The sequence below is a fragment of the Clostridiales bacterium genome (assembly GCA_030016385.1).
Classification (GTDB): Bacteria; Bacillota; Clostridia; order Clostridiales; family Oxobacteraceae; genus JASEJN01.
Window position 1 is genome coordinate 1 of the sequence record JASEJN010000048.1, and the last position, 24,855, is coordinate 24,855.

Consider the following 24,855-nt stretch of genomic DNA (forward strand, 5'->3'; position numbering starts at 1 on the left):
GGCATCTCTGAGATTACCTATTATGTCTTTGCAGTCTTTTTTACTGGCAATACCGACTAAGGGTGCAAACTCTACAATATAGTTCTCAGGATCCACAACTCCGGGTATCCCTAATCCGATCCCTAATATTTTCCCCTTCTCTATCCCTGATTCTTCGATGATATTTTCAATATAATGCCCTAATTTATTATTTACTATTTCACTGAAATCCGGAGATACACGAAACCGCCTGCACAATTTTATATTCCCCAATAGATCGATAATCCCGAGCTTTATAAAGTCACCTTCCATCTCCACACCTATGGAAAAAGCCGCTTCCTGATTGAATTTTAGGATCTGGGGTTTCCTCCCAAGAGGTGAATCGCCTTCACCAGCCTCATATACAAAATTATTCTCCAGAAAATAGTCTATTATTTTAAGCACTGTAGGAGCACTTATGCCTGTTTGTCTGCTTATTTCAGCCTTGGATATCTCACCTACCGACGATATCAGCTGATATACCGTTTTCCTATTCATATCCTTAAGATGAGACGCTACATATGATTTCAACTATGCTCCTACCTCCATTTCCAATTTCAAATAAATAGTGATACAAAAGGTGATACTTTAAACACTTTAACTGACTTTTAAAATTTGCAACTTAAAAATCAAAACTTCTACGATAACCTTAAGCTACGTATTAACTAACTTAATTAATTATATATCACTAAAATAATTCTGTCAATATATTCTGAAAACATGCATCTTACTCTCTCTCTAAAGACAGCTCTTTTTCCGCCTCTGCCAAAATCCTGTTCAATTCTTCAAAAGTTGTCGGCGGTACCACAGGTTCCATATTTTTGTATCCCTTTGTTACATCCTCTACATATTCATGGGCCCTGTCATAGGTCGATATTTTCCCATTCATATTCCATATTTCGTAATTGTCACGGTTGAATAATCTGCTGGCTTTGTAGCTATCCTTTATATGCCTTACGGTATGTTCTTCGGCTATATAATTGCCGCCTATCCCCACTTCCTTTATTACATCATAAGCCAATGTATCTTCATTGACTTCAAATCCGCTCATTATATAGTTGTACATGTCCATCCATTCATTATCGATAACAAGCTGCTCCAGGCTTACACCCTGATCTGCACCTACTATACCCTGTCCACCTATGCCGCAATTGCCTGCAAGCAATGAAAAAACCGCACTCGATGCTTTTTCAAATCCAGCCTGAAAATCAGGTATCAATGAATCGGTTAAACCGGAATTTGAAACAGAAGATAAACCGTAGAATCTTCCCATCTGTCCCGCTGCCATACCCAGAAGCGCCTGATTAGGTGAACCAAAAGAGCATACCATTGTTTTTAAATCCATAGAATGATTGAAGCATCCATAACCAAACTGCAGCTGTCCCGTAAGGGCATTTCCTATAAACATGCTTCCCAGTATTTCAGCATTCTGCAATGCACAGTTCCCTGCAATAGTTATTGGGCCTATGGCGCCTCCTATGACCATCGGGCCGACGCTTATTCCGCAACCCATCTTTGACATTTCAAGCGCTATTTCAAGGCTTTCTTTCCTGTATTGAAGTGGGCTGACCGTCTCAAGAAAGTATCCGCATCCTCTGCCCATCGCTTTTGACATTTCAACAATATATTTGGCACCTGTCTTCGTAAGTATAAATGTGCCTCCCTCTTTTTTTGCATAAGAGTATACGGCATGAAAAGCTTTGACATCTGAGATGTTCGCAGGAACATCACTCGGCACGACTATTGCACTCGTACCCCAGAAGTTTTTGAGTGTATCTATAAGCTTAATGCCCTTATATATATCATCCATTACACCATATCTGCGGGTTTTTGTTTCATAATCGAAATAAAATACCTGGGTCGATATGGAACCGTTTAATTTGTTTTTCACGCTGTCATCACGTTTTGATTTTGCCTGTATTTTTTCAATTAAATCCTCCATAACTTTGACCGGTATTTTTATTCTCTCTTTTTCGTAATCGACAATCCCTCCTATATCCTCACATTTTTTTAGAACTTCCCTATTAGGTACCGACATCCCAATTTCCGATAGTATTTTTAAGGAGGTCTCATGCACTAATTGCACTTCGTGGGGTGTCATTATGTCTACCTTGTTTTCTATATGTTTCATAACAATCATCTCCAGTTAAAATTAATCCGGACACATGTAAATTATCTAAAATACTTTCTCATTCTGCGGCTATCAAGATCAAAAAACTATAAACCAATGATAATATATTATTTATAAAAATCATTGACCATATCTTCAATCTTTTTGGCTTTTTCCTCACTATCGGCCCATGTCTTGATAAACAAGCCTTCAGGTTTGCAGTTCTCCATTAAGACTTTTATATCCTCTTCATTTTTTGCCTCAATCCAGACGCATTTTTTTGCATCCTGAATTTTCTTTATATATTCAACCCATATCTTTGCACAGTGAACATATGGGGTAGCCTGTACCTCCACTGCCGTAAGATCGTCGATTTTTAAAATCTTATCCAAATGTACGACTGCATTTTCCCCATCCAAGTGAAACATGGAACGCTTGTGAAATTTAACCCTTTCTCTTATTTCCCAATCCAGAAACCTGTCAAAACTTTTAGGTGATACCATGCACATAAAATCACAAGATATGAAGTACCACGGTATATCGCTGTAGACACCCAGCCAATTTGTATTTCCACCCTGATATTTTGTAACTATATTATCAAAATAGGTATATACATATTTATACAGGTCAAGGATTTTTCTGCTCATCATATCAACATCATCGGGATTATCCATCATTTCAAAGCATAGCTTGTCTGCACCTATTAATGAAGCGATGCCATCGGCGCCGGGGTTTAAGTCCACCATTCCCACTATATAATCCCCATTTTTTGCATCCTCAGTGAAAGCCTTCAGCATCTCTGTCATCTTATTGAAGTAAAAATTATTTTCCTTATCAAATTTTAGATTAGCCAGTTCCGATAAATGGCAATCTTTATGTTCCACCCATGAACTTGCTTCATTATATATAATCTTTAATCCTAAAAATCCTGACATGATATCAGGGCCAAGGCTCGGTGAAACATAAGGAAACGAATCGCCGCCAAAATAGGTATTATTAAAGTCATCTCTGATCGCCTTTATTTTCCAACTAGGATCAAACCAGTAAGTGTCGCTCGGCACATTATATAAACTTTTATCATAATTTGCATTTTCCTTGGGTGATGTAATATATAAAATGGGAGTTTTGTTTTCTAAATTCCAATACTGCTCATATCTCTCTTTCCTGTGTTTCCAATCAGATACGTTAATCATAAATGTCCTCCTCAAATTTATTTTCTTTGTAAATTGTTTTTATAATAGATTCTGGATTACTCACCTGTTATACCCGTACTATCGATACTTTCCACAAGCCTCCTTTCAACAATAGCATAAATTATTATAAGAGGAATCAAAGAAATCAAAGTACCAGCCATTATTATGCCCTGATTCAATTTAAGGAGAGGATTGACACCTGCCGATGCAGGAAACATAGTTTCATAAAATTTCTTGAATCTTAAGACGGCTAACGGCAGTGTAACGAGCTTTTCCCCGAAATATGAATCCGCAAGGTAAGTTTCATTCCAATTCCATACAAGCGAGAATATAAACACCACAACAATCGCAGGAGTCGCCATTCTCATATCGATAGTCAAAAATGTCTTCAAATGGCCTGCGCCATCGATTGCCGCCGCTTCATCCAGTGCCTTAGGCATCATCTTGAAAAACTGGTAAAAAATCAATATAAATATGGCATTCTTTATTCCCTGTCCCAGTGCCGACGGCAATAGGAAAGGCAATATTGTCTCTCTCATACCATATGAATTGAACATTATATATTTTGGCAAAAAAGTTACCTGGTCGGGTAATATGAATGTTGCAAGCATTATGGCGAAGAAAACTTTTTTAAGAGGAAAATCATACTTTGCAAAACCATAAGCAATAACTGCAGATGAAGAAGTCTGGGCAACAGCTATAAGCGTCATAGAGCCAACAGTAACGTATATGGTCTTAAATCCTCCGAGTACCTTGAAAGCCCTGATATAGTTTTCGGCATTGAATCCCATTGGAATCCAGTTTACAAGGGGATTTGCTATATCGTACACACTTTTCATGCTTGTGGAAAGCATAACAAATATGGGATATAAAAATACAAATCCTATCGCAAAAAGCAATGAGTACAGTAAAATCTTCTCCAGTATTCCCATTTCCTCTCCATTGCCAAGAATTATTTTTTTTAACTTTTCCTTGTTTTTTACATTTAATATATCCATCATTATACTCCTCAATGCTGAAGTTTATTGTCGGCAGTTATCTTTTTCTCTCCACGTCCAAACAGAAGATAGGCAAGGAATACTGCTAACAATATAAATGCAAAATATATCCATGTGGCGGCTGCAGAAAATCCAAAACCATATCTGTCCCTGAACATATCATATTTTATCATCTCGATAAACGGATTCAGGGAGGATTTGGACACATCCACTATCGTATATATCGCATTCAAATATATGAAGGGCTTTAAAGTCGGCATCGTTATCTTCCAAAATTTCTGCCATCCTGAGGCCCCGTCCACCATAGCCGCCTCATATATATTTTTATCCACTTTCTGGAGTGCCGATAAGAATATCAATATCTGCACCCCCGAAAACCAAAGAAACATGACTACGTTTTGGAAAATATATACTAAAGGCGCCGATATGGCACCCGGGAGAGCCTGCTTAATAAATTTAAATACGAAAAAATTCTCGATGCCATTCAACTTTGTAGCTCCCATTTCAGTAAGATTGCTTAAAACCGGGCCGCTTATAATTATTACGGGAAGAAAAAAGATCGCCCGGAATACTCTCCTGAATTTAAGCTTGGTATTCAGCAGGAGCGCGAGTAAAACCGAAAAAACCAATACCATAGGCACCAATAAAAATAACTGTTGAAGATATTCGGGTATCTTAAGTTTAAAATCGGGATCAACAAACAGTACTTTGACAAAATTGTTAAGGCCCACATATTTTGTGCTTACGCCCTTATCAGGCAAAAAGCTGACATCGCTGAAACTATACCTTATGGTTTCAATTATTGGATATAAAGTAAATATTAAAAAACCTGCAAGCCATGGAGATATAAAAGCAAGCCCTATTGCTTTGTTCCTCGTCGACCTTTTTATTTGCGCCAAGCCTTATTCCCCCTTTACAATTTTTGCTGATTTCTTGTCTATAACTATATTTTTATATTTATAGTCACTGTTTGTATAATTTATAATAATACTTTTGCCATTATCATATTCGACATATGATATCCCGTCGTCCAGTACCTTTCTTGCGACCATTTCCTTTCCTTTTACTGCGGATAAAATATCATTGACATATTTATGATTTCTTACTATATAACTTTTCCAATCATCATATCTCGACGAATAAATATAGTTCAAATTTGTGTCTGCAAATTTGTTAGAATAATCTTCAGTCAATACATATGAAGGATAAGTATTATAGTCGATGAAAGTCAACAGGTCATCCACTGTGTTTGTGCTGAAATTCACATATGGCGAAAAGCATTCCACATAACCGCTCAGCAGTATCTGCAGAAAAGGCACCGAGTCCGATTCATACGTAAAATGCGATGAGGCAAGGGGCATATTGTACACCATATCGGCATATTTATAACCGTATACATTAGGTGCTTCCAACGCCAGCTTGTTTGTATTATTTTCAGCCATGGATAATATTTCCTTCATTTTGCCTTCCGTCTGTTCCCTGCTCAGGTTTTTATTCTTTTTATAATCTGAAAATAGGATATTCCCTATGGAGTCGAGTCCTATATTCTTTTTATAATAAGGCAGATTTTTAAACGAATTTACATATGCGCTTACCTGTTTGGCATTCAGATATATGGATTCATCATATAAGGGTTTATCCTCATTTTTGGTTACGATGCCCCCATCGATGTGAAATAATGCGTTATTTTTATTTAGCTGATGGTTGTAACCAAACATTATCTCCTTTTGAAGGGCAAGTATATTTCCTCTTTCATGGAGATTGTCATATAATTCCTTGAGTTCTCCTTCTGAACCCACACCTCTGTCTATTCCAAATGAATCAAGCCTGTGACCGCTAACGCCCTTCTTCTCAAAACCGATAAGCGAAACCACAAGGTTGTCGATTCCACTGCCATTTAATTCATCAATCCATCTATTGGTGTCTGAAAGCTTAGTCATAGTCATGGTTTTATTGCCGATCAACCCTTTAGCCTGCTCGGCCATTATGGCGTCAATCTTTAAAGGTATATTTTTCTTGTCATCGATTTTCTTTGTCAACAGGCCTTCCGATTTTAAAATTTCTTTGTATTTTTTTGCCATACCCATATAATTCGCATTATCTTTATTTAAAAGTTTATATACGACTTTAGCGTTAACTACATTCCTTTTAGACTGCACTGCAACAAATCCTTCGCTTGTGCCCATGGGCTGCCAGTATAAATCATTGTATACAAATCTCGGCGATGCCCAGAAAAAGTTAGTCAGCGCCCCCGCCGGGCTGGCTTCAATTTCGCAGTAATCTTCTCCACTTTCTACTATCGCCAAAAATGCATTCCTGTTAAAACCATGTGCTATACCAAATATCGGAAGACTCAGCTGCTGTACATCCACTACAGGCACCAGACTCTGCTCATCATCTGGCCTTTTTATGCTGTAATCATCACCATATATACGGCCTACAAAAGATGATTTATATTCCTTGGGTTTTGAATATCTTATCAATGCTCCGCTGCCGTCAGGTACGAATATGTACCCGGGTATATCATCGCTGTAAGAAGCACCAAAAAACGGCATTACATACAATCTGCTTATTACATTGTCACCTAAATATTCGATACTCTCATCAGGTATTTCAACATCTATCCCATCATCTAGAAGTTTTACGACAATATCCAGGTTAATCTGGGCTTCAAAGAAATTCACCCGCGCCTTAAATCCATCAGGCATCATGGTTATTTGGGGAGCTTTTGCCGAGCCATGCTTTAAAGGCGACCGCTTTACAGTCCCGTTTGGCATTATGAAATCCATAGTGAGAAGAGATTTCCCAAAACGCTGCCAATCGAGGGATATACCTTTTAGTTGCTCATTGGATGCTGCACTTGACCATATATAGCCATTTGATTTGTCCAATACTTTTACAATAAGCTGATCCTTATCGAGATAAAGTGCTAGATTGCCATTTTCAGCTACCAACTTATCATTGATGCCAAGCTCAGGATTTTTTATAGGTCTTGTATCTTCCTTTTTCATATAACTTGTGTATGTTATGTTTCCCTCTACAGGCACGTTTTTGATAGTTTCCTGGTTTTCAGCCTGCGTAATTATAATCGATGCCGTAAATAATATAACAGCCAGAACAGTTACAATTATTTTCTTAGCCACGCAAGATCACCTCTTTAACAATCTGAACAACAAAATCTACCATCTGTTTCAATAAAAGATACCAAACAGAAAAAGCCAGTATGGCGACTGCCATAAAAAACAGGGTAAGCAAAATGCTCTTAATCGTCTTTTTAAAGCTATATTCATGTATTTCTATAAGCGATAGAATAACATTGATAATGCTCCATACCAACAATACAAGTATTGTCGTATCGATAAAAAATTTCTCATTTATCGTGGCGACGTTGGAAAACAGTATCACAAAAGGCATAATAATGATAAACGGCGAAAAGCTGTATGCGATGCTTATAAATATGTCCTTCATTCTTCCTCTTCCATCGTCTATGGAGCTTATAAAATAATTGCCCACAATAAATAATCCTGTCAAAACAATAAAATAAGCAAGGTTGGTGAATATGGAATAATTCTCGATTTTTTGCGAGAATATAAAACCCGAACCTATCTGGTGCAAAACCAAAAGTACAAACAGGGCAACATATATTATAGATGCCGAAAGGACACTTCCGGTCTTATCTATCCTTATATCGTAAGCATTATCTATCGGATGCACCATGGCATATTTTATCTTTGATAAATCCCTGATCACCCTTTTTGATAATAGCTTTTTTCTGTATTCAACCTCAAGGGCTTGTAACTTTGTCTTTTTCCTTATTACTTTAAGTATATTTACAAGCAATGCCAAAAGGACTATTCCGGTTATTATATAACCCATATTCTGCTGCAACCAGATATTTCTTGTCTCCCAGTAGCTTTCAGAATAATATTCCTTTGCATTCGCTATCCTGAACTGCTCCGACGCTTTCTTATAATTCTCCTGCTGCATATAGTTCTTCGCCAAATATAAATGAGCCAAATATGAGTTATCATTAAATTTCAATATATTCTGCAGTAAGACCTTGCTTTCTTCATAGTTACCATTGTTATATAAATCGATTGCCTTATGTATGTTGACCTGTACTGGGCTCATCTTAAAGACCTGAACGGTCTGCCTTTCCTGATCGAGTACATAAATGTTCCCCGCTCCATCCGTACCTATGCCGGACGGCACAGCAAATAATCCAAGCCTATCTGAATTTTTGGATGCTCCTCCAAACCTGCACATAAAATATCCGTCACCGTTTATCTCGGTAATAAATCCGCTGCTGTCAACGGAAAACATATTGCCATCGTCATCGATGCATATATCCACGGGATTGTCGAGCTGAGGTAAATAATTAGCATCCTTGAACATATTCAAGCCGTTTATGCTATGTTTTTTAATTTTTACGGCGCTGCCCTTATTTATAGTGTAAATAAGTCCGTTGCTGCCCCTGAACAGATTTCCAAGAGAAGGAGGTGTCCTTTTAAGAAAAACGCTTTTCTGCTCTTTTGTAAGAAATATATCTACAAGTTTTTCAAACAATCCCACCTCGACGTCATTTGACGCAAAATATCCCAGGAAGTCCCCCCTGCCGTTGATTTGTATAATCCCGGCCAAAGATCCTTCACTTATCAGATATACTCCGCCATCATCAGACGGGGCAACCTTTACCGGTTTGTACCCCTGATTCTTCCCAAAATTGGGAGTCTTAGGCTTGGTAAAAGTAAATTCCAGCTTTCCGGTTTTATCAAACCTGTATGCCGCATTGTTTGCTGAATCGGCGACATATATCTTTCCATCTTTATCTGATGCAACACCTGTCGGCTGGGATAATATCCCCTGCCCTATCATGCTGGCCACATTAGTCTTGAGATCTACCACAACGATCCTTTTATTCCCGGTATCTGCAATATATAATCTGTCATTGGAAACATAAAGATCCTGAGGGCTCGATAACTCCAGATCCATATAAATACCCGCAGGTATATATGCATCCTGTGATATTTCAAGCTTTTCATTTATCGAATATGTTACAGTATGACTTGTCGATTGCCAGCTGGATGCAAAAACAGGCTTTGTACTTATTAAAATAAATACTGCCGCAATAATTGTAATAATTATCCTTTTCATATAATGCTCTCCCTTTATTTAATGCCTGAATATGCCATCGTATTGAGTACTTTATTCTGCATCATAATAAATATAACCAGGTTTGGTACAAACAATATAAGCGCCGCCGCAGCCGACATTCCCTGTCCTGCAACGGTATTCCCAGTCTGGGATGTCAGAGCCGACATATAAAATGCAAAAGTTTTGAGCGTATCATCATTTATATACAATGTCGACGGTTCAGGCGTATTCCATGAATTCTGGAATGCCAATATAGCTACAGTCATAAGCGCCGGCATTACCATGGGAACGACAATTTTCCACAATATAACATATTCATTGGCACCATCTATTTTGGCGGCTTCAATCAAAGAGTCCGGTATCTGGTCGATAAACTGCTTTACCAGGAATAATCCCACAGGCATAGCTACAAGAGGAAGCACCAGCATTAAAAAATTATTTAAAAGACCTGCTTTTTCTATCAGCAAGTATCTCGGTATTTTTACGGCAGCAGGAACAAACATCAAGGAAACTGTGTTAATTGCGAACAATGTTTTCTTCCCTCTGAACTTTTTTTTAGAAAGCACATATCCTGCACTGACGCATATCAATACCGATATGATCACAACCAATACTGATGAAACCAAGCTGTTAATAACATACCTCGAAAAAGGCACACCGGATTGAGACATAAAACCGATGATATCCTTAAAATTATCCATGGTCGGCCTTCTTACAAAAAACCTTGGCGGATAAGCAAATAATTCGTTAAGCGGTTTAAAGGCTGTAGAAAAAATATATATAATAGGCAATAACATAAAAACTGCAAGCGGCATTAAAATAAAATAAAATTTCAGTTGACTTTTATCAAATTTAGTCGGGTTAATTTTAGTACCTTGATAGCTGCTCATATTCTCACCTCTTCAATCCTTTTCAACGAACAACTTGTTTGCAATTTGCGACACTACATAAATCATCAAAAGCAATATAACGGAAGGAGCCGCCGCATATCCCATATCATACCTTAAGAAGCCGTAATCCTCTATATGGTTTACCATCGTCTGCCCGGCATTTTGAGGCGTAGGATTAGCGCCGGTAAGGTCGACGCCTATCTGTCCGGTGCTGAAAGCATTTACAATTGCCATAACTGCCCCGAACAGCATTTGAGGTTTCATGGACGGTATGGTTATATATACGATTTCCTGGAACCTGTTCTTTATGCCGTCGATATATCCTGCCTCATAGAGCTCCGGATCTATATTCAAGACACCTGCAAGCATCGCGAGAAATCCTATGCCCATGCTTGACCACAACGACACTATTATCATTATCGGCATTATATATTGCGGCGACTGAAGCCACTGCACAGGTTTATCAATAAGACCCAAATTCAAAAAGATATAATTTAAATATCCGAACTGGTCTCCCGAAAAGATTACCTTCCACATGACAACCATCGTAACACCTATCGTCATGGAAGGTGAATAAAATATCAGCGCAAAAATAGTCCTTGGCTTTTTAGGAATTTGCGCCAGTACCCATGCCAGCAGAAATTGAAGTACATAACCAAAAGGTCCTACTATGAGTGAAAACTTTATCGTATTCGGCAGCACATTTTTCATAAAAACGTCATCCTGAGTAAGTATTGAAATATAGTTGGACAAACCTGTAAATTTTGGCGTTTGTACAGTATTGAAATATGTAAAACTCAATATTATAGCTAATAATACAGGAAGGGCAATAAAAAACAAAAATAATATTATATAGGGCCCCAGCATTACGTATATTGATGAATCTGACTTACGCTTCATTTTAATGCTCCTTCCAACTTAATACTTTTTTCGCTGTTGCCATTTCAAAAGGTTTTATAAGTTTACCGTTGCTATCCATGTAACCAAACTCCTTCAGCTTTTTTTGAATTTCTCTGTTTGATATAATTATCGCCTGATCCAGTGCTGTCCTTGGAGCGACTCCGTTAAATACGACTTTGTTCCATGCATTGGATAATTCACGTTCTACTGAAAAATAAGCGGGATTTCTTGGTATTTCCTTTGTATTGTTAAGCTGCTGCAGTATGACTTTCTTATCATCTTCGCTGTATGCTGTTGAATTTTCAAGCGCCTTTAAATTAGCCGTATTCCATATATATTCAGGCCCATATCTCAATTGCATGTCATTGGCATAACTTGTCTGAACATTATCGCTCATCCACCACTTAATAAACTTCCAGGCATCCTCAGGTTTTTTGGAATTCTTCATTATAATACATGCTGTATTTACAGATGGATAGTAATTCAGTATTTTACCTGTCTGATCTTTGACGCCGATAGCGGGAGCTATGCCCCACTGGCCCTCTAACTCAGGTGCCGTATGCTTCAATAATATATAAGTATTCATATCGGACATACCTATCGGTATAACGCCTCTTTTAAAGCTATCGTAAAAATTTTGTATATTTTCAGGGAGGCTGTACCTTGTATATAGATTTGTCATCAATTTAAATGCCTTAACTGTATTCGGATCCCCCAGTTCAACTTTTGAACCATCCTCAGAGTAAACCTTTCCATTATATTGTTGTATGAATGGGACGGTTGTTCCAAAATGTTTTAATCCCCCTACATTGGCAATCAACGTATTAAAGCTCATCCCGTACCTTGATAGTGTAGGAAGCATTGCTATTACGTCATCCCATGTCCTTGGAACATTCAAATTCAGTTTGTTCAATATATCCTTGCGGTAAAAAAGCACATTAAAATTGGCTGTTTCTGGCACGGCATAACATGAGTCCCCTATTATATATGGCACAAACATTTCAGGATTAAAACTGTCTATGACTTTGCCGAAATCGTCAAACTGCCTCAAGTCATACAATGCACCCCTCAATGCAAAGTCAAAAGGCCTGTATGATGACGCCCCTAATACAGCATCAGGAGCCCTGCCTGATGCCACTGCCAAAAGAAGCTTTTGCTCATCAGGCATCGCGGAAATGTTGACTTTTATGTGCTCGTTCGGCTCAAATTCTTCGTTTATCATTTCTCTTAATATATCTATATGAGTCATAGGCCTGTTTACCCATATATTTAACTTAGTTTCATCCTTGCTCTCATTTTTATCATATCTTTCAAAGAAAGAAGCCAGCAGTTTTCTAGTTCCTTCATATAAATTTTTTAAGAATCCGGAATTTGCAGGAGGGATCTTGCTATAATCACCGGTAATATATATCTTATCGATCCCCATCGGCTGCTTTAACAGCTCGGGTAAAATCAACGAAATAAGATCCGTAGCCGAACCGCTGCCTTGAGATAGCTGATCAAGGTTATTTACCATAAAGTTGAGATTGCCTGAAAATTTTATAAGTTTTTCTTCCGCAACCTTTAAGTCGGCAACTTCCGGCATGTTAGTCCTATTAACAATCGAATTCAGTTCTTTATATTCATTATCTATAATGCTTGCGCACTGAAGTAAATCTTTTTTAATATCAGGTATGAATTCATCGATACCCCAATCCCTGTTTTTATCTGTCTTGTCTCCGGTTATAAATTTTATCTCAAGCGCTATATTGTTCAGCTTGTTTATTACATACAAAAGATTTTCATTAGCATTATAAAGCTTGGACGCAGTGCTTTCAATAGTCAATGTATGCTCACCCTTTTTAAGGTAAAACATATACTTTTGTTCTTTATTCCCCAGCACATTATTCTGATACTTCATTCCTGTATAATTAAACATATAGCCACTCATTTCATCGAATAGGATTTTCCCGTCTAAATATATGTTTTTAAACACAGGCATATCTTTTTTCACATCCTGGGTGAATTTAAAACCTATATAATAAAAGCCGTCCTTTGATATGTTTACTTTGTATGAAACGCCCTCCCCAGGGTTTTCCCACATGGATTCGTCTAAAGCCTGTATTTTTTTCTTCACAGGGTCATATGGAAAGGCATTTTGATTGTTTCCCTTTGAACCCCTTATATATGATTCTGATTTCTCAGAGTATTTTTCTCCTTCAATTTCAATATACTGATCTTTCGCAGGCTCTGCACCTGTATATTGCTTGCTGTACTCACTGTAATCTATAGTTTTTTTACTTCCAACCAGCTTGATTTTACCAAGATAGAAAGCTATGTCATTATTCTGGATTGTAATAGTGTTTATGCCCTTTTTTAAATTAAATATGAACGGAACTTTCAAATTATAAATAGTACTGTTTAAAGCTTTGCTCTGCCACTTATATATGCGTACCGGCGAAGGAAAAAGCTGATTTTTAAAGTCGTCTTCTTTATAATCCTGAGTTGAATCCTTCCATGAAGCCGGCAGCTTTATATTTCTACTCTCATAAAATTGATACTCTCCGTTAATCAATAAAGATATATTGAGATCTTCCATGGATGTTTCGGGTAAAAAGTAATCTAAAGCTATGTTGTACCCTCCTGCTGCCTTTACATCCACATCAAATTCTATTTTTGATTTTCCTTTAATGCTTAATATCGGCTCTTCATATCCCTTACTCTCTGATGCAGGAATCAATGTAGCCTTGCTGCTACCCGGATTAAGTTTCAGTTCAGAAGGGTTTATCGTGTAATCATCAATATTTTCAACGAGTTTAACATTATTTTGCTTTTGAGCATTGAAATAATTCTCTTCCGTTTTTTCATCAAGAGCCATCGCTGGAAATGCTGAAAATGTATTTATCAGTATTGCAAAGCATAGAAACAATATATTAAATTTAACTTTTTTCCTTACCATAGAGTTCAATCCCTTCTGAAAGTTGACATCTTAGATTTTAATTATAGAAATGTAAAGGGCAGTACTGCCCTTTACATTTCTATAATATTACTACTGTACTATTTGTTTAATGCATCAAATGCTTTCTTTGTAATTTCATTCGCTTTATCCTGAAGCTCCTGCGCTAAATCTTCCGGAGTCTTTTTCCCTGTATAAACCTGTTCTACAACCGTCTTCTCGATCGTCTTGTGGTAAGCTTCATCGAATCCCGGCGTAACTTTGAATCCATCAACATATCCGGTTCCCATATTTCCTATCATATATGCGACTCCCGGTTTTGTATTGTTAAGTTCAAGCCATTTGCTTATTACCGCCTGATCGTTTATAGCAGGAATATTGCCAAAGTTTAAAGGCTCATTGAAGAATGTATCGTCCAGCACTCCCTTGTATTTTTCCTTAAGCTTGTCTTTGTTGTAATTTTTTACAATATCATACCTATCGTCAAAGCCCTTAACATCATAAGTAAGATATTTCAAGAATCTGAACGCAGCATCAGGATTTTTGCATTTTGTTGTTATAGCAAGTGAATCGACAACCAGTCCCGGTCTTGATTTATCACCCTTGTCCTTTGTAGGGAAGGGATAATAATCCCAGTCAAAGCCACCAAAGCCGGCATTCTTGTCAAATCCAAGAGACCACGAAAAGTCCATCCATGTAGCGGCCTTGCCTTTTAACCATGCATCATAGTCGGTCTTCTCACCGACGGTATCCTCCATGAATTTCTCTCTCTTTGCATTGACATCCTTTTGCTCTTTTGACCCCTCGGGATAATTGCTTGGTACACCCAGCGCGTCCTCATGTTCATAAAGGCTTACATTTGATTTGTACAGATCTGCTGCAACATTTGCGGCATACTTCCATTCGTCTCCGAGTTCATACTCTTTCTTGGCTTCATTAAAGCTTCCCCATCCCAGACTATCATTTATCTGAGGAGGTAAATGCTTCATGATTTCATTAACTCCGTTTGTGCCAATCGAAACTCCCTTTTTAGTAGTCTTCTTAAGTATATTTACGTAGTCATCGACTGTCCAGTCATATCCTGGTACAGGTATATTATAGGAAGAAAGTAAATCTTTGTTTACAAACAGACCCCATAAATAAATCTTTTCAGGAAGCATTATCACCTTATTATTTACTGTACCATATTTAACAAAGTTATTATACAACTTCTTGCTTCCCGTATCCTTATCGAGATAAGGTTTCAGATCGATTACCCAGTCGTTCTGAACCGGCACCACAGGATTTTCAAGGTTTATGATATCCGGCATCTGATTTGAAGCAACTAACTTGGACATCTGTTCATTCCCAAGCCATTGTCCGTTAGAGAAAAATTCAACTTTTATATCGGGATTTTCTTTGTTAAATCTTTCAATAAGTTCCAATGCCATGAGCTTGTTTTCCCAGCCACCCCAAACAATTTTGACCGGCTCCTTTTTTTGCGATGTTTCTTTGGACTTCGTTTTATTGCCTGCACATGATGTCATAATCAGTGCTAAAACAGTTAAAGAAGCTACAACAAGGCTTAGTTTTCTTTTCATTTCATATCCTCCTTAATTTTATTTATAAAGCGCATGAAGCGCCTTATTTACATAATAACCTCTACGATATGCTGCCCCTTATCGGCAATATCGGGTATTATATTCCTTTGAATTTCTCTGCCATCTACAGTAATTCTTGTTACGCCGCTGGTTTTATTGTTTGGATTTTTAACATTGATTTTATATATGCTGCCCCTAAAAATACGCTTTACATTATATTCCTTCCACTCTGACGGGATACATGGCGAAATCTCCAGCCCGTCATCAACTGCCCTTACGCCTAATATCCAGTTCGTTGCAACCCTATGAAGCCACTGTGCAGATCCCGTATACCATGTCCAGCTTCCCCTTCCATAATAAGGCGATATCGGTCCGTCTGAATTTCCGGGAGTAACATATGGCTCCGACCAGTATGCATCGATATCCTTTGAACGGTTCGGCGGGCATATCCTTCTGTATGCCTCATAAGCATTCTTAGAATCCCCGATAAGTGCATAAGCCCATACCGCCCATGTAGCGGCATGTGTGTATACTCCGCCGTTTTCCCTGAGTCCCGGAGCATACCTTGATATATATCCTATATCGCTTCTTGCTTTCGTATATGCAGGATATAAAAGCAAAGCACCGTAATCCTTAAGCAGATATTTCGTAACGCTTTCCATAGCGATATTGCTTTTTTCTTCATCTGCAATTCCTGATATTACCGCCCATATGTTGGGATTTAAAAATATGCTGCCTTCATCATTTTCCTTCGATCCGACCTTAAGCCAGTTATCTGTAGTTGCCTGAAGATACCATTTTCCATCCCATCCGAATTTGTTTACCGCAAATTCCAGCGTTTTCATTACATCGCTGCATTTATCCGCAAACAGGTCATCATTTCTCATTTTAGCTACAGGTATAAAATTTTTAAGTATCATATACAAAAATTCCGCTACCCAGAAGCTTTCGCCTTTCATGCCTGAACCTACGCAGGACAAACCATCGTTCCAATCATGGTCACCCATCAGAGGAATTCCCCTCGGGCTGAACCGCGAGAAACACTTTTCGATGGCGCGCTTGCAATGTGTATACATATCAGCCGCATCTTTTCCATCTACAAAAGGCACAATTTCATTTAGTATATCAAAATCCCTGGTTTCTTTTAAATAAGCATCCATTATGAAAGGAAGCCACAGAAGGTCATCCGAACAATTTGTACGCGGTCCGCCTCCCCCTATAGTAAACCACCAGTGATAAACATCGCCCTCCTGAAACTGATTTTTAGCATGCAGCAGCAGCTGCTTTTTAGTAAACTCCGGAGCACTCTCCAAAAATATTAAGCTATCCTGAAGCTGGTCTCTGAAACCATATCCGGCGCTTACCTGATAAAGCCCTGATTTTCCCCATAATCTGCAGGAAATCGCCTGGTACTTGAGCCATATGTTCGTCATAATGTTCAACGCTTCATCCGGTGTATTTACCACCTCGGCGTCGATAAACCTGCTCCACAGCTTTAAAACTCCATCAAATGCCGCTCTGCAATCATCGACGGAAGATTTTTTTGCAAGGTCAACATAAGATTCCTTGCCCTTTTCAGCTGCCCCGAGAGTAAACACGACAGTCTTTTCTTCTCCGCTTGCTATTTCAACTTCCACTCTTATGGAAGAGCAGGCATCGGTAAATCTTCCCGATCTTCCATCTAAGTTTTTCTTTTCCATCATCACCGGATTTTTTTCATTTCTATACTGTCCTATTACCGATTCTTTATCGGTATCATAAGATGCTATCTTCTCGCTTGAAGAGTGAAAAAATGTATACCTCCATGTATCGTCATTGAGCCATATAAGTTTGCCTGCCGTCAGCGCATTGTTTTTTTCATCAAAGCCCGTATCTATAAACAATCTATGATATTCCCTGTGTTCATCTGGCGCAAAACCAAGCGCAAGCTCAAAATATGTGGTAAGATCAAGTTTTCTTTCCCTTTTGCTTTCATTTTTTATTTTAACTTCTATATATTCCATGGGATCATCCGGGGCCACAAATACTTTAGTGCTTGTATAAATTCCATCCACCTTGTGTTCAAATATACTGTAGCCTATTCCATGGCGTACCCTGTAAAATTCATAATCTGCCTGAACGGGCATCCATGCTGCAGACCAGTATTTACCGGTTTCAGTATCTCTTATGTATATATATTTCCCCCAGTTATCCTTTATAAGATCTTGAAATGATCTGGTAATCCTGTTCTGACCTGCATTCCCTCTCCAGGAATATCCGCTTCCTGTTTGTGACACTATTATTGAGTAATCGCCATTTGAAATTACATTCCCCCAGGGTCTTGGAGTATGAGGATCGGTTATAACATATTCTTTTCCATCGTCAGTGAAATATCCGTATTTGCTGATAAACTTCATAGCATTCGCTCCTTTATTTTGTCAGTTGCAATATAATATTATCGTTTATATATCCATGCTTATTTGAAACAATTTTATAATAGTTGTCTCCAATGGCCGCTACCGTATAACTTTTATCCTTCTTGACTTTCAAATTCGTCTTCAATACTATCTCATCCTTCGGCTGGCCCAAGGACAATCTTATCTTTACAGTACCATCCTCTGTCTTTTCGATAGATGATATTTCGGCAGTTGAATATTTTACAAAGATATCATCGTCCATCCTCATATTAAGAGGAAGCATCAGGCCTTTCCTGCTTTTTATCACCATCTCTTTGCCGTCAAACAACGGCTTATCCTTCATGTAAAATCTTGTTTTTTTATCATATTCATCAAAATTATTAATGAAAAGATATCTTCCACCATCGCTATTCACTCTTGAAATCAGGCTCAGTTTATCGCATATATTATCTGTCCTGAACAATGGCGCCACATCGATCTTTTTGAATAAATTCAGAACCACCTGATCCCGATAATAATAGTCATGAGCCATGCCTACTCCAAATACGACTATCTTTCCCTTCCCGATTTCTTTCGTAAAGCCGATATTCATATCATCCTTTTCGTATTTTGCAAAAACATTTTCTACATCGCCAAAATTTGTAGCATTGAATATGATAAGATTTTCAACATCATCAATATATTTTGCAAAACCGCCTTCGATGACATCTGCCTTGCAATTCAGTTCGTTCAACAGTACAGTACATGGCCTTCCCTGAAGATCCATGACAGGAAGCGTCGGAAATATCAAAAGCTTGCCTCCGTCTTTTACATAGTTTATTAGTTTCTGCTGTATTTCCTTATCCATATATCTTGTTGAAAATACGGCGAGCTTCGGTACCTTTGATATATCGATTCTCTTACCCTTTGTCAGGTTATAGCCTTCATAGACTATATTCATAATGGACATGCCCTTGCCCATTCCCTCATATAAAAGGTTCTCACGGTACATCACAAGTTCGTCGCAAATATCTTTTGAATTCTCATCCTTGTACTCGGTCATAAAATATTCCGGAATTATACCTAAATGCACTACGGACTCCTGACGGGTATGAAGCAAAGACTTTCCTGCCGCATTGATAATATCTGCCAGATGGGCGATTACTTTATAATGAGGCTTTAAGGACCCATCAGTATCTACAGGCGCCTGCCATGAATGACGCATTCCCAGCAGACCCGTACCCTTTACATTTGTGCCTCCCGCGAACATATAATAATTAAGGCTGTTCATGCCATTTGCAACGCATAAGCGTGTGGTAAGATCATATGTCGTCGGCTGCATTCTCGGCGTATCTACCTGAAAACCTCCCTGAAATTCTGCTGAAAACAAAGGTTGTCCTTCCTTTTGCACTGCATACGTAAAAGCATTTGCAAGCATTATATCCTGAAAATTATCATAAAAAATATTTCCTATATAATAGTCCCCGGCCATCACGGTGTCTTCGATGTCGCATACTCTCGAAAGCTGTGATACTCCAATGGGGTAGCGCATGCCGCGTTTTATAATGTCGACGGAGTCAAATCCGTGGACATTTACGACTACAGGAACCTGTCCCATATACTTATTGAATTTTTCTTTAAGCGCAGCAAAATATCTTTTAAAATACTCCCTCATATACAGTGACAAATCTACTCTTACTTTGTTTGCAAGACGGGCCGGGGGATTGCATACGAAATCATAAAACCCTTCGTCAAAATCCACTCCTTTATATTCGTTCTGTAAAGTGCTGCCATATTTTTCATGTAAGTATATATTAAAATCCTTTATATTTTGCAATGAATAATCTGCCATGCCGCTGCACCAGTGCATCATGCCGATTTCATTGTCAAGCTGTGCTATTACGACAGGTCCGCCGTTTTCTATCATATATGGCCTTACGACACTGCCCAAAGCTTTATACCATCTATCCACCAATTCAAGAAATCCCTTGTGAAGCAGATATACGCATCTCGACGGATGTTTATTTCCGTATTTGTCTAAAGCAACTATGTCGTCAAATTTATCATATATCCATCCCGGCAGTCCTTCATTTACAATCTCGCTCATGATATAAGGGCCCGGCCGTATCATACAGTACATATTATTTTCTTTAATAATTTTCAAAAAGTAACCAAGATCATTTTCCGGCCGCCTTTTACCCGTAACGTCTATATCTCCCTCGATATCTTCGTGTATTATCCAAGGTATGTATGTGCTTATCAGATTTCCTCCTGCAGCTTTTACTTTTAAAATCCTATCTTCCCATTCGGATTTAGGAAGCCTGAAATAGTGCACCTCTCCGCCAAATAAAAAGCATTCCTGCCCCTTAATATAAAAAATATTATCCTTAAATGCCACTTTTTTATCCATTGTTTTTTTATCCATTGTATATGTCCTTTTCAAAATTAAGATTAGTAAGTTATTTTGTAGTGTAACGTTTCGTAATATAAGCAATCGTTCTTTATTATATTCCCTAATAGTTTGAAATTCGTAAAACCACATACTGGGTTTTATGTAATAATATTGGTATTTTATTTAAAATACACAGCAATATACCTTATATTTATATAATATGCTCATATTACATGATATATTTTAATAAAATTATTTTCTTTTAGATAATGATTTAATGAAATTTATAATCCCAAACGTTTCACTTTTGGCTAACTTCATTTTATCACAATTCATAAAATAATCAATATTTTTTATAATATTTATTAAATATTTATATTCCATTTTTTATGGTCATATGTTCCTTTGAAGATTTCAAAAGACAAGGCTTGATTTGGCAGCAGCTTATTTATAAATACAACCTGCCGCAAAAAAAGCAACCGGTTATAAATAAATTTATATACCGATTACTTTATGCTAAAATAACATTTAACTTATATTATATTTTTTGTTATCAGCTTTTTTACCTCCGCTTGATTCCCGTACAACCAATTCAGTATCCAATGTTATGCTGCTGCCGTTTACCCTCCCCTTTATGAGGTTAAATAGCATATGGCCTGAAAAAGAACCTATTTCGTATATCGGGCTTTTTATAGTGGTAAGCTTAGGTCTAACATAAGTAGCCGCCTGTATGTCATCAAATCCTACAAACGCAATATCTTCAGGCACCTTTAGCCCCTTTTCGTGAACTGCCCTCATCGCTCCTATCAGCATTTCATCGTTGGCAGAGAAAAAAGCCGTTGGAATATCATCAGAACTGCTAAGAAAATTTCTCATAACATCATAACCTGATTTTTCCGTAAATCCTCCCTGCAATATATAATCTTTATTAATCTTAAAGCCGTTCTTTGTTAATGTCTCAATATATCCCCTGGTCCTTCCGACATTATCATATGAGTTTTCTTTGCCGCTTATAAATCCTATTTTTTTATGCCCCAAGCCGATCAAATATTCTACAGCTTCACTCGCTCCTTTTTTATTATTGATGAGAACGCTGCAAATATCCGATTGTTCTATTTTCCTATCCAGGAGTACTAAAGGCAACCCTTCGTTACTTAAGTTTGCAATATCATCATCAGTTAAACTTGAACCTACTATAATTGCTCCGTCAACTATACCTTCTTTTAAAAAATTATATGAGCCGTCTCTTCCAAAGTTATATTCACAAAAAATAATAACACTGTATCCAAACAAAAACGCTACGTCCTGAATCCCTTTTGTTACCTTATCATAATAAGGTGAATTTAGATCGTACACAATCAGGGCAATAAGTTTGGTTGTCTTAGTCTTTTTTAAATTCTGAGCGAAAGTATTGGGAACATATTTCATATCTTCCGCTATTTCCATGACTTTTTTTCTGGTCTTCTCGCTCACTTTAGAACTTCCATTCAGAGCATAGGAGGCGGTAGAAACAGCAACTCCGGCTGCTTTTGCAACATCTTTAATAGTAACCATATATTCTCCTCATCCAAAAGAAACGTTTCAGTTATCATTTTTTACATCTTTATGTAACTTTTTTCATTATATCCATTATTTCGTTTATTATATAACAATATAAAGATTCTGTTAAGTATTATTATTTATAACTCCGGTTTTAAAAAAATCTTTAAATTGTCGTCAACCTTTGCATTCTTCTGTGAAATTACCATAATAGTATTATCTTCTCTTTTTACAATGTAATCTTTATCGGGAATAATTTCAATTGGCGGATCAAATGCTATGACATCCTGCCTTTGAGTAAGTCGAAATCCGATATACTCTTTTTTGATCTCTTTAATTTCGGCAGTTGAATATTTTATTCCAACATTATTTAATTTCATGTCAATCGGCAGCATCACGGCATCCTTGCTCTGCAATAAAAATTTACGTCCGCCTAAAAGTTTCCGTCCATTTTCATAAAGATACATTTCCTTGTCAAATCCATCAAGATTCAATATATGAAGAAAACGTTCACCCCATTTGTTTACAGTCGATGTCATGAATATGCCTCTATAAGGGCAGTCATGCCCAAGAGCTGCATTGGCGCCTAATTTTTCAAGAGATGACTTGAAAAGCGGAATATCGCAGATGTAATCGGCTGCAATAACTATTGCCCTTCCCTTTCCAACTTTTGTATCGAACCCGCATATCATGTCTGTTCCATAAACCCTCAAAATCGCATTTGCTTTACCTGCTTTAAAAACCTGAGCAGACTGTACCCTTACTTCAGGTCTTGGCGCAGCCCATCCATCGGCATACAATGATAAATAAAAATCATCTGATTCACGGCAGAAGCCGGCATGTTTCACTCCCATTGCGTCAGCAAGAATCGTGCATGGATTGCCTTCCATATCAAATATCGGAACTTCGCCATAAAGCAGTATCCCGCCTCCGTCATTCAGATAATCGACTATCTTCTGCTGTACGCCACCGTCCATGTAACATGCTGAAGCAAGTGCCAAAACCGGCACTGACTCAGGATCTAACCTTCTGTTTTGAATATCCACTGAGCCAAAGCGATAGCATGAAAGAAGCATTGCCCGTGCCATGATCTCCCATGCTCCTGAGGCACGCCTTCTTTCGACATCTTTTATAATTTCAGCCATTTTATCGCTCCATGGATAGCGGGATTCGGTCATATAATAATCCGGTATGAATGCAAAAGCTACATTATCATGTTCTTCCTTCATTTCCGAAAGTTTGCTTGATACGGCCATTATCGTTTTCGTACTTCTTGCCAGCCTTGGGTATACGTAATCGAGTTCGCCCTCCGGGCTTACCGGCGCTGCAAAGCCATGGCGCTCTCCTGTAAAAGCTATACGGTCATTTCCGTCATCTGGTTTAGGGTCAAGACGGTAATTGGTCCCGCCGGCAAACAAATAATAATTTAACATACGGTTGCCCTGCGCTATACACATCCTGGCTTTGAAATCAGCGGCCGATGGATCATAACGTCCGCCATATGTACATCCGTAATTGCCGTCTCCGCATTCAAACTCAACTGATGTCAAGGGCTGGTCCGAATTATTTACAGCATCCATGAATCCGTTTATAAGATAAAGGTCCTGGAAATTATCCATCGTCAGGTTGCCTAAATATATATCGGAACCTGAAATATAACCTGGGGCCTGAGTATAAGCTTCGTAAAGCTGACTTATACCGATCGGGAATGTAAGACCGCGGCCGCCTCCCGTACCATGGACATTGACTATGAACGGAATACCTTCAACGCCGAACTCTTCGGCATATGAGCGAAGCAAAGCTATATATCTTGCAAAACGGTTTCTCATATAATGCCCGAGATCATATGTAAATTCTGCCACATACTCTTCTTCAGGTGAGCGAAATGCCTTGCCGCATATATCTATATTATCGGTATCAAATGGATATCTCCTTATAATTTCCTTGGGAGTATATTGTTTTTTAAGCCATGAAATAAAATCTGTTATCACATTGTCTGTAAGGTCAGGACAGTTGCTGACCCATGAAAGCATTCCGACTTCATTGTCAAGCTGAACGCCGATAATATTGCCACCCTTTGTAATCAACCTTGACGCAATTATCGGCATTAAACCTGCATACCATTTATGTACTTCCTCTAAAAAACCGGGTGCAAGATAATCCACCGTTTTAGTTGGAACTTTTTTACCATCCCATGAAACAGGAATAATTTCCGGGTGTTTTGCATATACCCAGTAAGGCAAACCCTCATTCTTCATTTCAGCCATTATAAACGGCCCTGTTCTCGCGAAGAAATAAAGACCATTTCCCTTGCATAAGTCAATAAATGCGCTCAAATTCAATTCCGGTCTGGTTTTGCCGTCAAAATCAAATTGTCCTTCCACCTGTTCGTGGCAAAGCCATGGTATATATGATGCGACAGTATTGCAGCCTGCTGCTTTCAGCTTATTGATGCGATCCTGCCAGTCCCTTCGATGCACTCGGTAATAGTGGATTTCACCGGACATGATAATCTGCGGCTTGCCATCGATCAGAATTTGTTTATTCCTGATTTCAATCATTACCCATACCCTCTCTTCTTTTTGAAAACTAAAAATAAAAAATCATATTAGAAACGTTTCACTATAATTTCAATTTTAACAAAATAAATATAAAAACTCAAGTCAAAAGTTAAATAAATCTCCAATTTGTAATTTGAAATCAGGAATAAATAGGGTTGTGTTATTTTGAGCAACGAATGAGCATTATGAAAGTTTTGATAAGTTCTTGGC

General features: G+C 38.0%; 15 protein-coding genes. All 15 read right to left on the bottom strand.

Features of this window, described 5'->3' with window-relative positions; translation table 11 throughout:
* On the bottom strand, positions 1-549 hold a 549-nt coding region (locus QME45_10960), incomplete at its 3' end, for a hypothetical protein (protein ID MDI6619173.1).
* Positions 550-745: 196 nt separating this feature from the next.
* Positions 746-2,149 (bottom strand): trimethylamine methyltransferase family protein, encoded by a 1,404-nt coding sequence (locus tag QME45_10965; GenBank protein ID MDI6619174.1) that lies wholly within the window; start codon positions 2,147-2,149, stop codon positions 746-748.
* 107 nt (positions 2,150-2,256) lie between these two features.
* The gene (locus tag QME45_10970) at positions 2,257-3,321 is read right to left on the bottom strand and encodes a hypothetical protein (GenBank protein ID MDI6619175.1); all 1,065 of its coding nucleotides are present in this window, start codon (positions 3,319-3,321) and stop codon (positions 2,257-2,259) included.
* Between the two features lie 56 nt (positions 3,322-3,377).
* Positions 3,378-4,322, bottom strand: coding sequence for a carbohydrate ABC transporter permease (locus QME45_10975; protein MDI6619176.1), 945 nt, complete (start codon positions 4,320-4,322; stop codon positions 3,378-3,380).
* 8 nt (positions 4,323-4,330) lie between these two features.
* Positions 4,331-5,218 (bottom strand): sugar ABC transporter permease, encoded by an 888-nt coding sequence (locus QME45_10980; protein ID MDI6619177.1) that lies wholly within the window; start codon positions 5,216-5,218, stop codon positions 4,331-4,333.
* Between the two features lie 3 nt (positions 5,219-5,221).
* Positions 5,222-7,462, bottom strand: a complete 2,241-nt coding sequence (locus tag QME45_10985; protein ID MDI6619178.1) for a DUF5696 domain-containing protein — start codon at positions 7,460-7,462, stop codon at positions 5,222-5,224.
* Entirely contained in the window at positions 7,455-9,473 is a 2,019-nt protein-coding gene (locus tag QME45_10990; GenBank protein ID MDI6619179.1) for a YIP1 family protein, read from the bottom strand. The genes QME45_10985 and QME45_10990 overlap by 8 nt, the downstream gene beginning before the upstream one ends.
* 14 nt (positions 9,474-9,487) lie before the next feature.
* Positions 9,488-10,363: a carbohydrate ABC transporter permease gene (locus QME45_10995; GenBank protein ID MDI6619180.1), complete on the bottom strand. Its 876-nt coding sequence runs from the start codon at positions 10,361-10,363 to the stop codon at positions 9,488-9,490.
* Between the two features lie 12 nt (positions 10,364-10,375).
* Complete coding sequence (locus QME45_11000; GenBank protein ID MDI6619181.1) at positions 10,376-11,263, bottom strand: sugar ABC transporter permease; 888 nt, start codon at positions 11,261-11,263, stop codon at positions 10,376-10,378.
* 1 nt (position 11,264) lies between these two features.
* Positions 11,265-14,201, bottom strand: a complete 2,937-nt coding sequence (locus tag QME45_11005) for an extracellular solute-binding protein (GenBank protein ID MDI6619182.1) — start codon at positions 14,199-14,201, stop codon at positions 11,265-11,267.
* Between the two features lie 98 nt (positions 14,202-14,299).
* The gene (locus QME45_11010) at positions 14,300-15,778 is read right to left on the bottom strand and encodes an extracellular solute-binding protein (GenBank protein ID MDI6619183.1); all 1,479 of its coding nucleotides are present in this window, start codon (positions 15,776-15,778) and stop codon (positions 14,300-14,302) included.
* Between the two features lie 47 nt (positions 15,779-15,825).
* Positions 15,826-18,174 carry a glycosyl transferase gene (locus tag QME45_11015; protein MDI6619184.1) on the bottom strand — a complete coding sequence of 783 codons (2,349 nt, stop codon included), beginning with the start codon at positions 18,172-18,174 and terminating at the stop codon, positions 15,826-15,828.
* 13 nt (positions 18,175-18,187) lie between these two features.
* Positions 18,188-20,578, bottom strand: a complete 2,391-nt coding sequence (locus QME45_11020; protein MDI6619185.1) for a beta-galactosidase — start codon at positions 20,576-20,578, stop codon at positions 18,188-18,190.
* Between the two features lie 495 nt (positions 20,579-21,073).
* Positions 21,074-22,099, bottom strand: a complete 1,026-nt coding sequence (locus tag QME45_11025) for a LacI family DNA-binding transcriptional regulator (GenBank protein ID MDI6619186.1) — start codon at positions 22,097-22,099, stop codon at positions 21,074-21,076.
* Between the two features lie 125 nt (positions 22,100-22,224).
* Positions 22,225-24,645 carry a beta-galactosidase gene (locus tag QME45_11030; protein MDI6619187.1) on the bottom strand — a complete coding sequence of 807 codons (2,421 nt, stop codon included), beginning with the start codon at positions 24,643-24,645 and terminating at the stop codon, positions 22,225-22,227.
* Positions 24,646-24,855: the final 210 nt, after the last annotated feature.

Coding starts and splice junctions, on each gene's coding strand:
- QME45_10965 (MDI6619174.1), bottom strand. CDS start 2,149: ATGAAACATATAGAAAACAAGGTAGACATAATGACACCCCACGAAGTG.
- QME45_10970 (MDI6619175.1), bottom strand. CDS start 3,321: ATGATTAACGTATCTGATTGGAAACACAGGAAAGAGAGATATGAGCAG.
- QME45_10975 (MDI6619176.1), bottom strand. CDS start 4,322: ATGATGGATATATTAAATGTAAAAAACAAGGAAAAGTTAAAAAAAATA.
- QME45_10990 (MDI6619179.1), bottom strand. CDS start 9,473: ATGAAAAGGATAATTATTACAATTATTGCGGCAGTATTTATTTTAATA.
- QME45_10995 (MDI6619180.1), bottom strand. CDS start 10,363: ATGAGCAGCTATCAAGGTACTAAAATTAACCCGACTAAATTTGATAAA.
- QME45_11000 (MDI6619181.1), bottom strand. CDS start 11,263: ATGAAGCGTAAGTCAGATTCATCAATATACGTAATGCTGGGGCCCTAT.
- QME45_11005 (MDI6619182.1), bottom strand. CDS start 14,201: ATGGTAAGGAAAAAAGTTAAATTTAATATATTGTTTCTATGCTTTGCA.
- QME45_11010 (MDI6619183.1), bottom strand. CDS start 15,778: ATGAAAAGAAAACTAAGCCTTGTTGTAGCTTCTTTAACTGTTTTAGCA.
- QME45_11015 (MDI6619184.1), bottom strand. CDS start 18,174: ATGAAGTTTATCAGCAAATACGGATATTTCACTGACGATGGAAAAGAA.
- QME45_11020 (MDI6619185.1), bottom strand. CDS start 20,578: ATGGATAAAAAAACAATGGATAAAAAAGTGGCATTTAAGGATAATATT.
- QME45_11025 (MDI6619186.1), bottom strand. CDS start 22,099: ATGGTTACTATTAAAGATGTTGCAAAAGCAGCCGGAGTTGCTGTTTCT.
- QME45_11030 (MDI6619187.1), bottom strand. CDS start 24,645: ATGATTGAAATCAGGAATAAACAAATTCTGATCGATGGCAAGCCGCAG.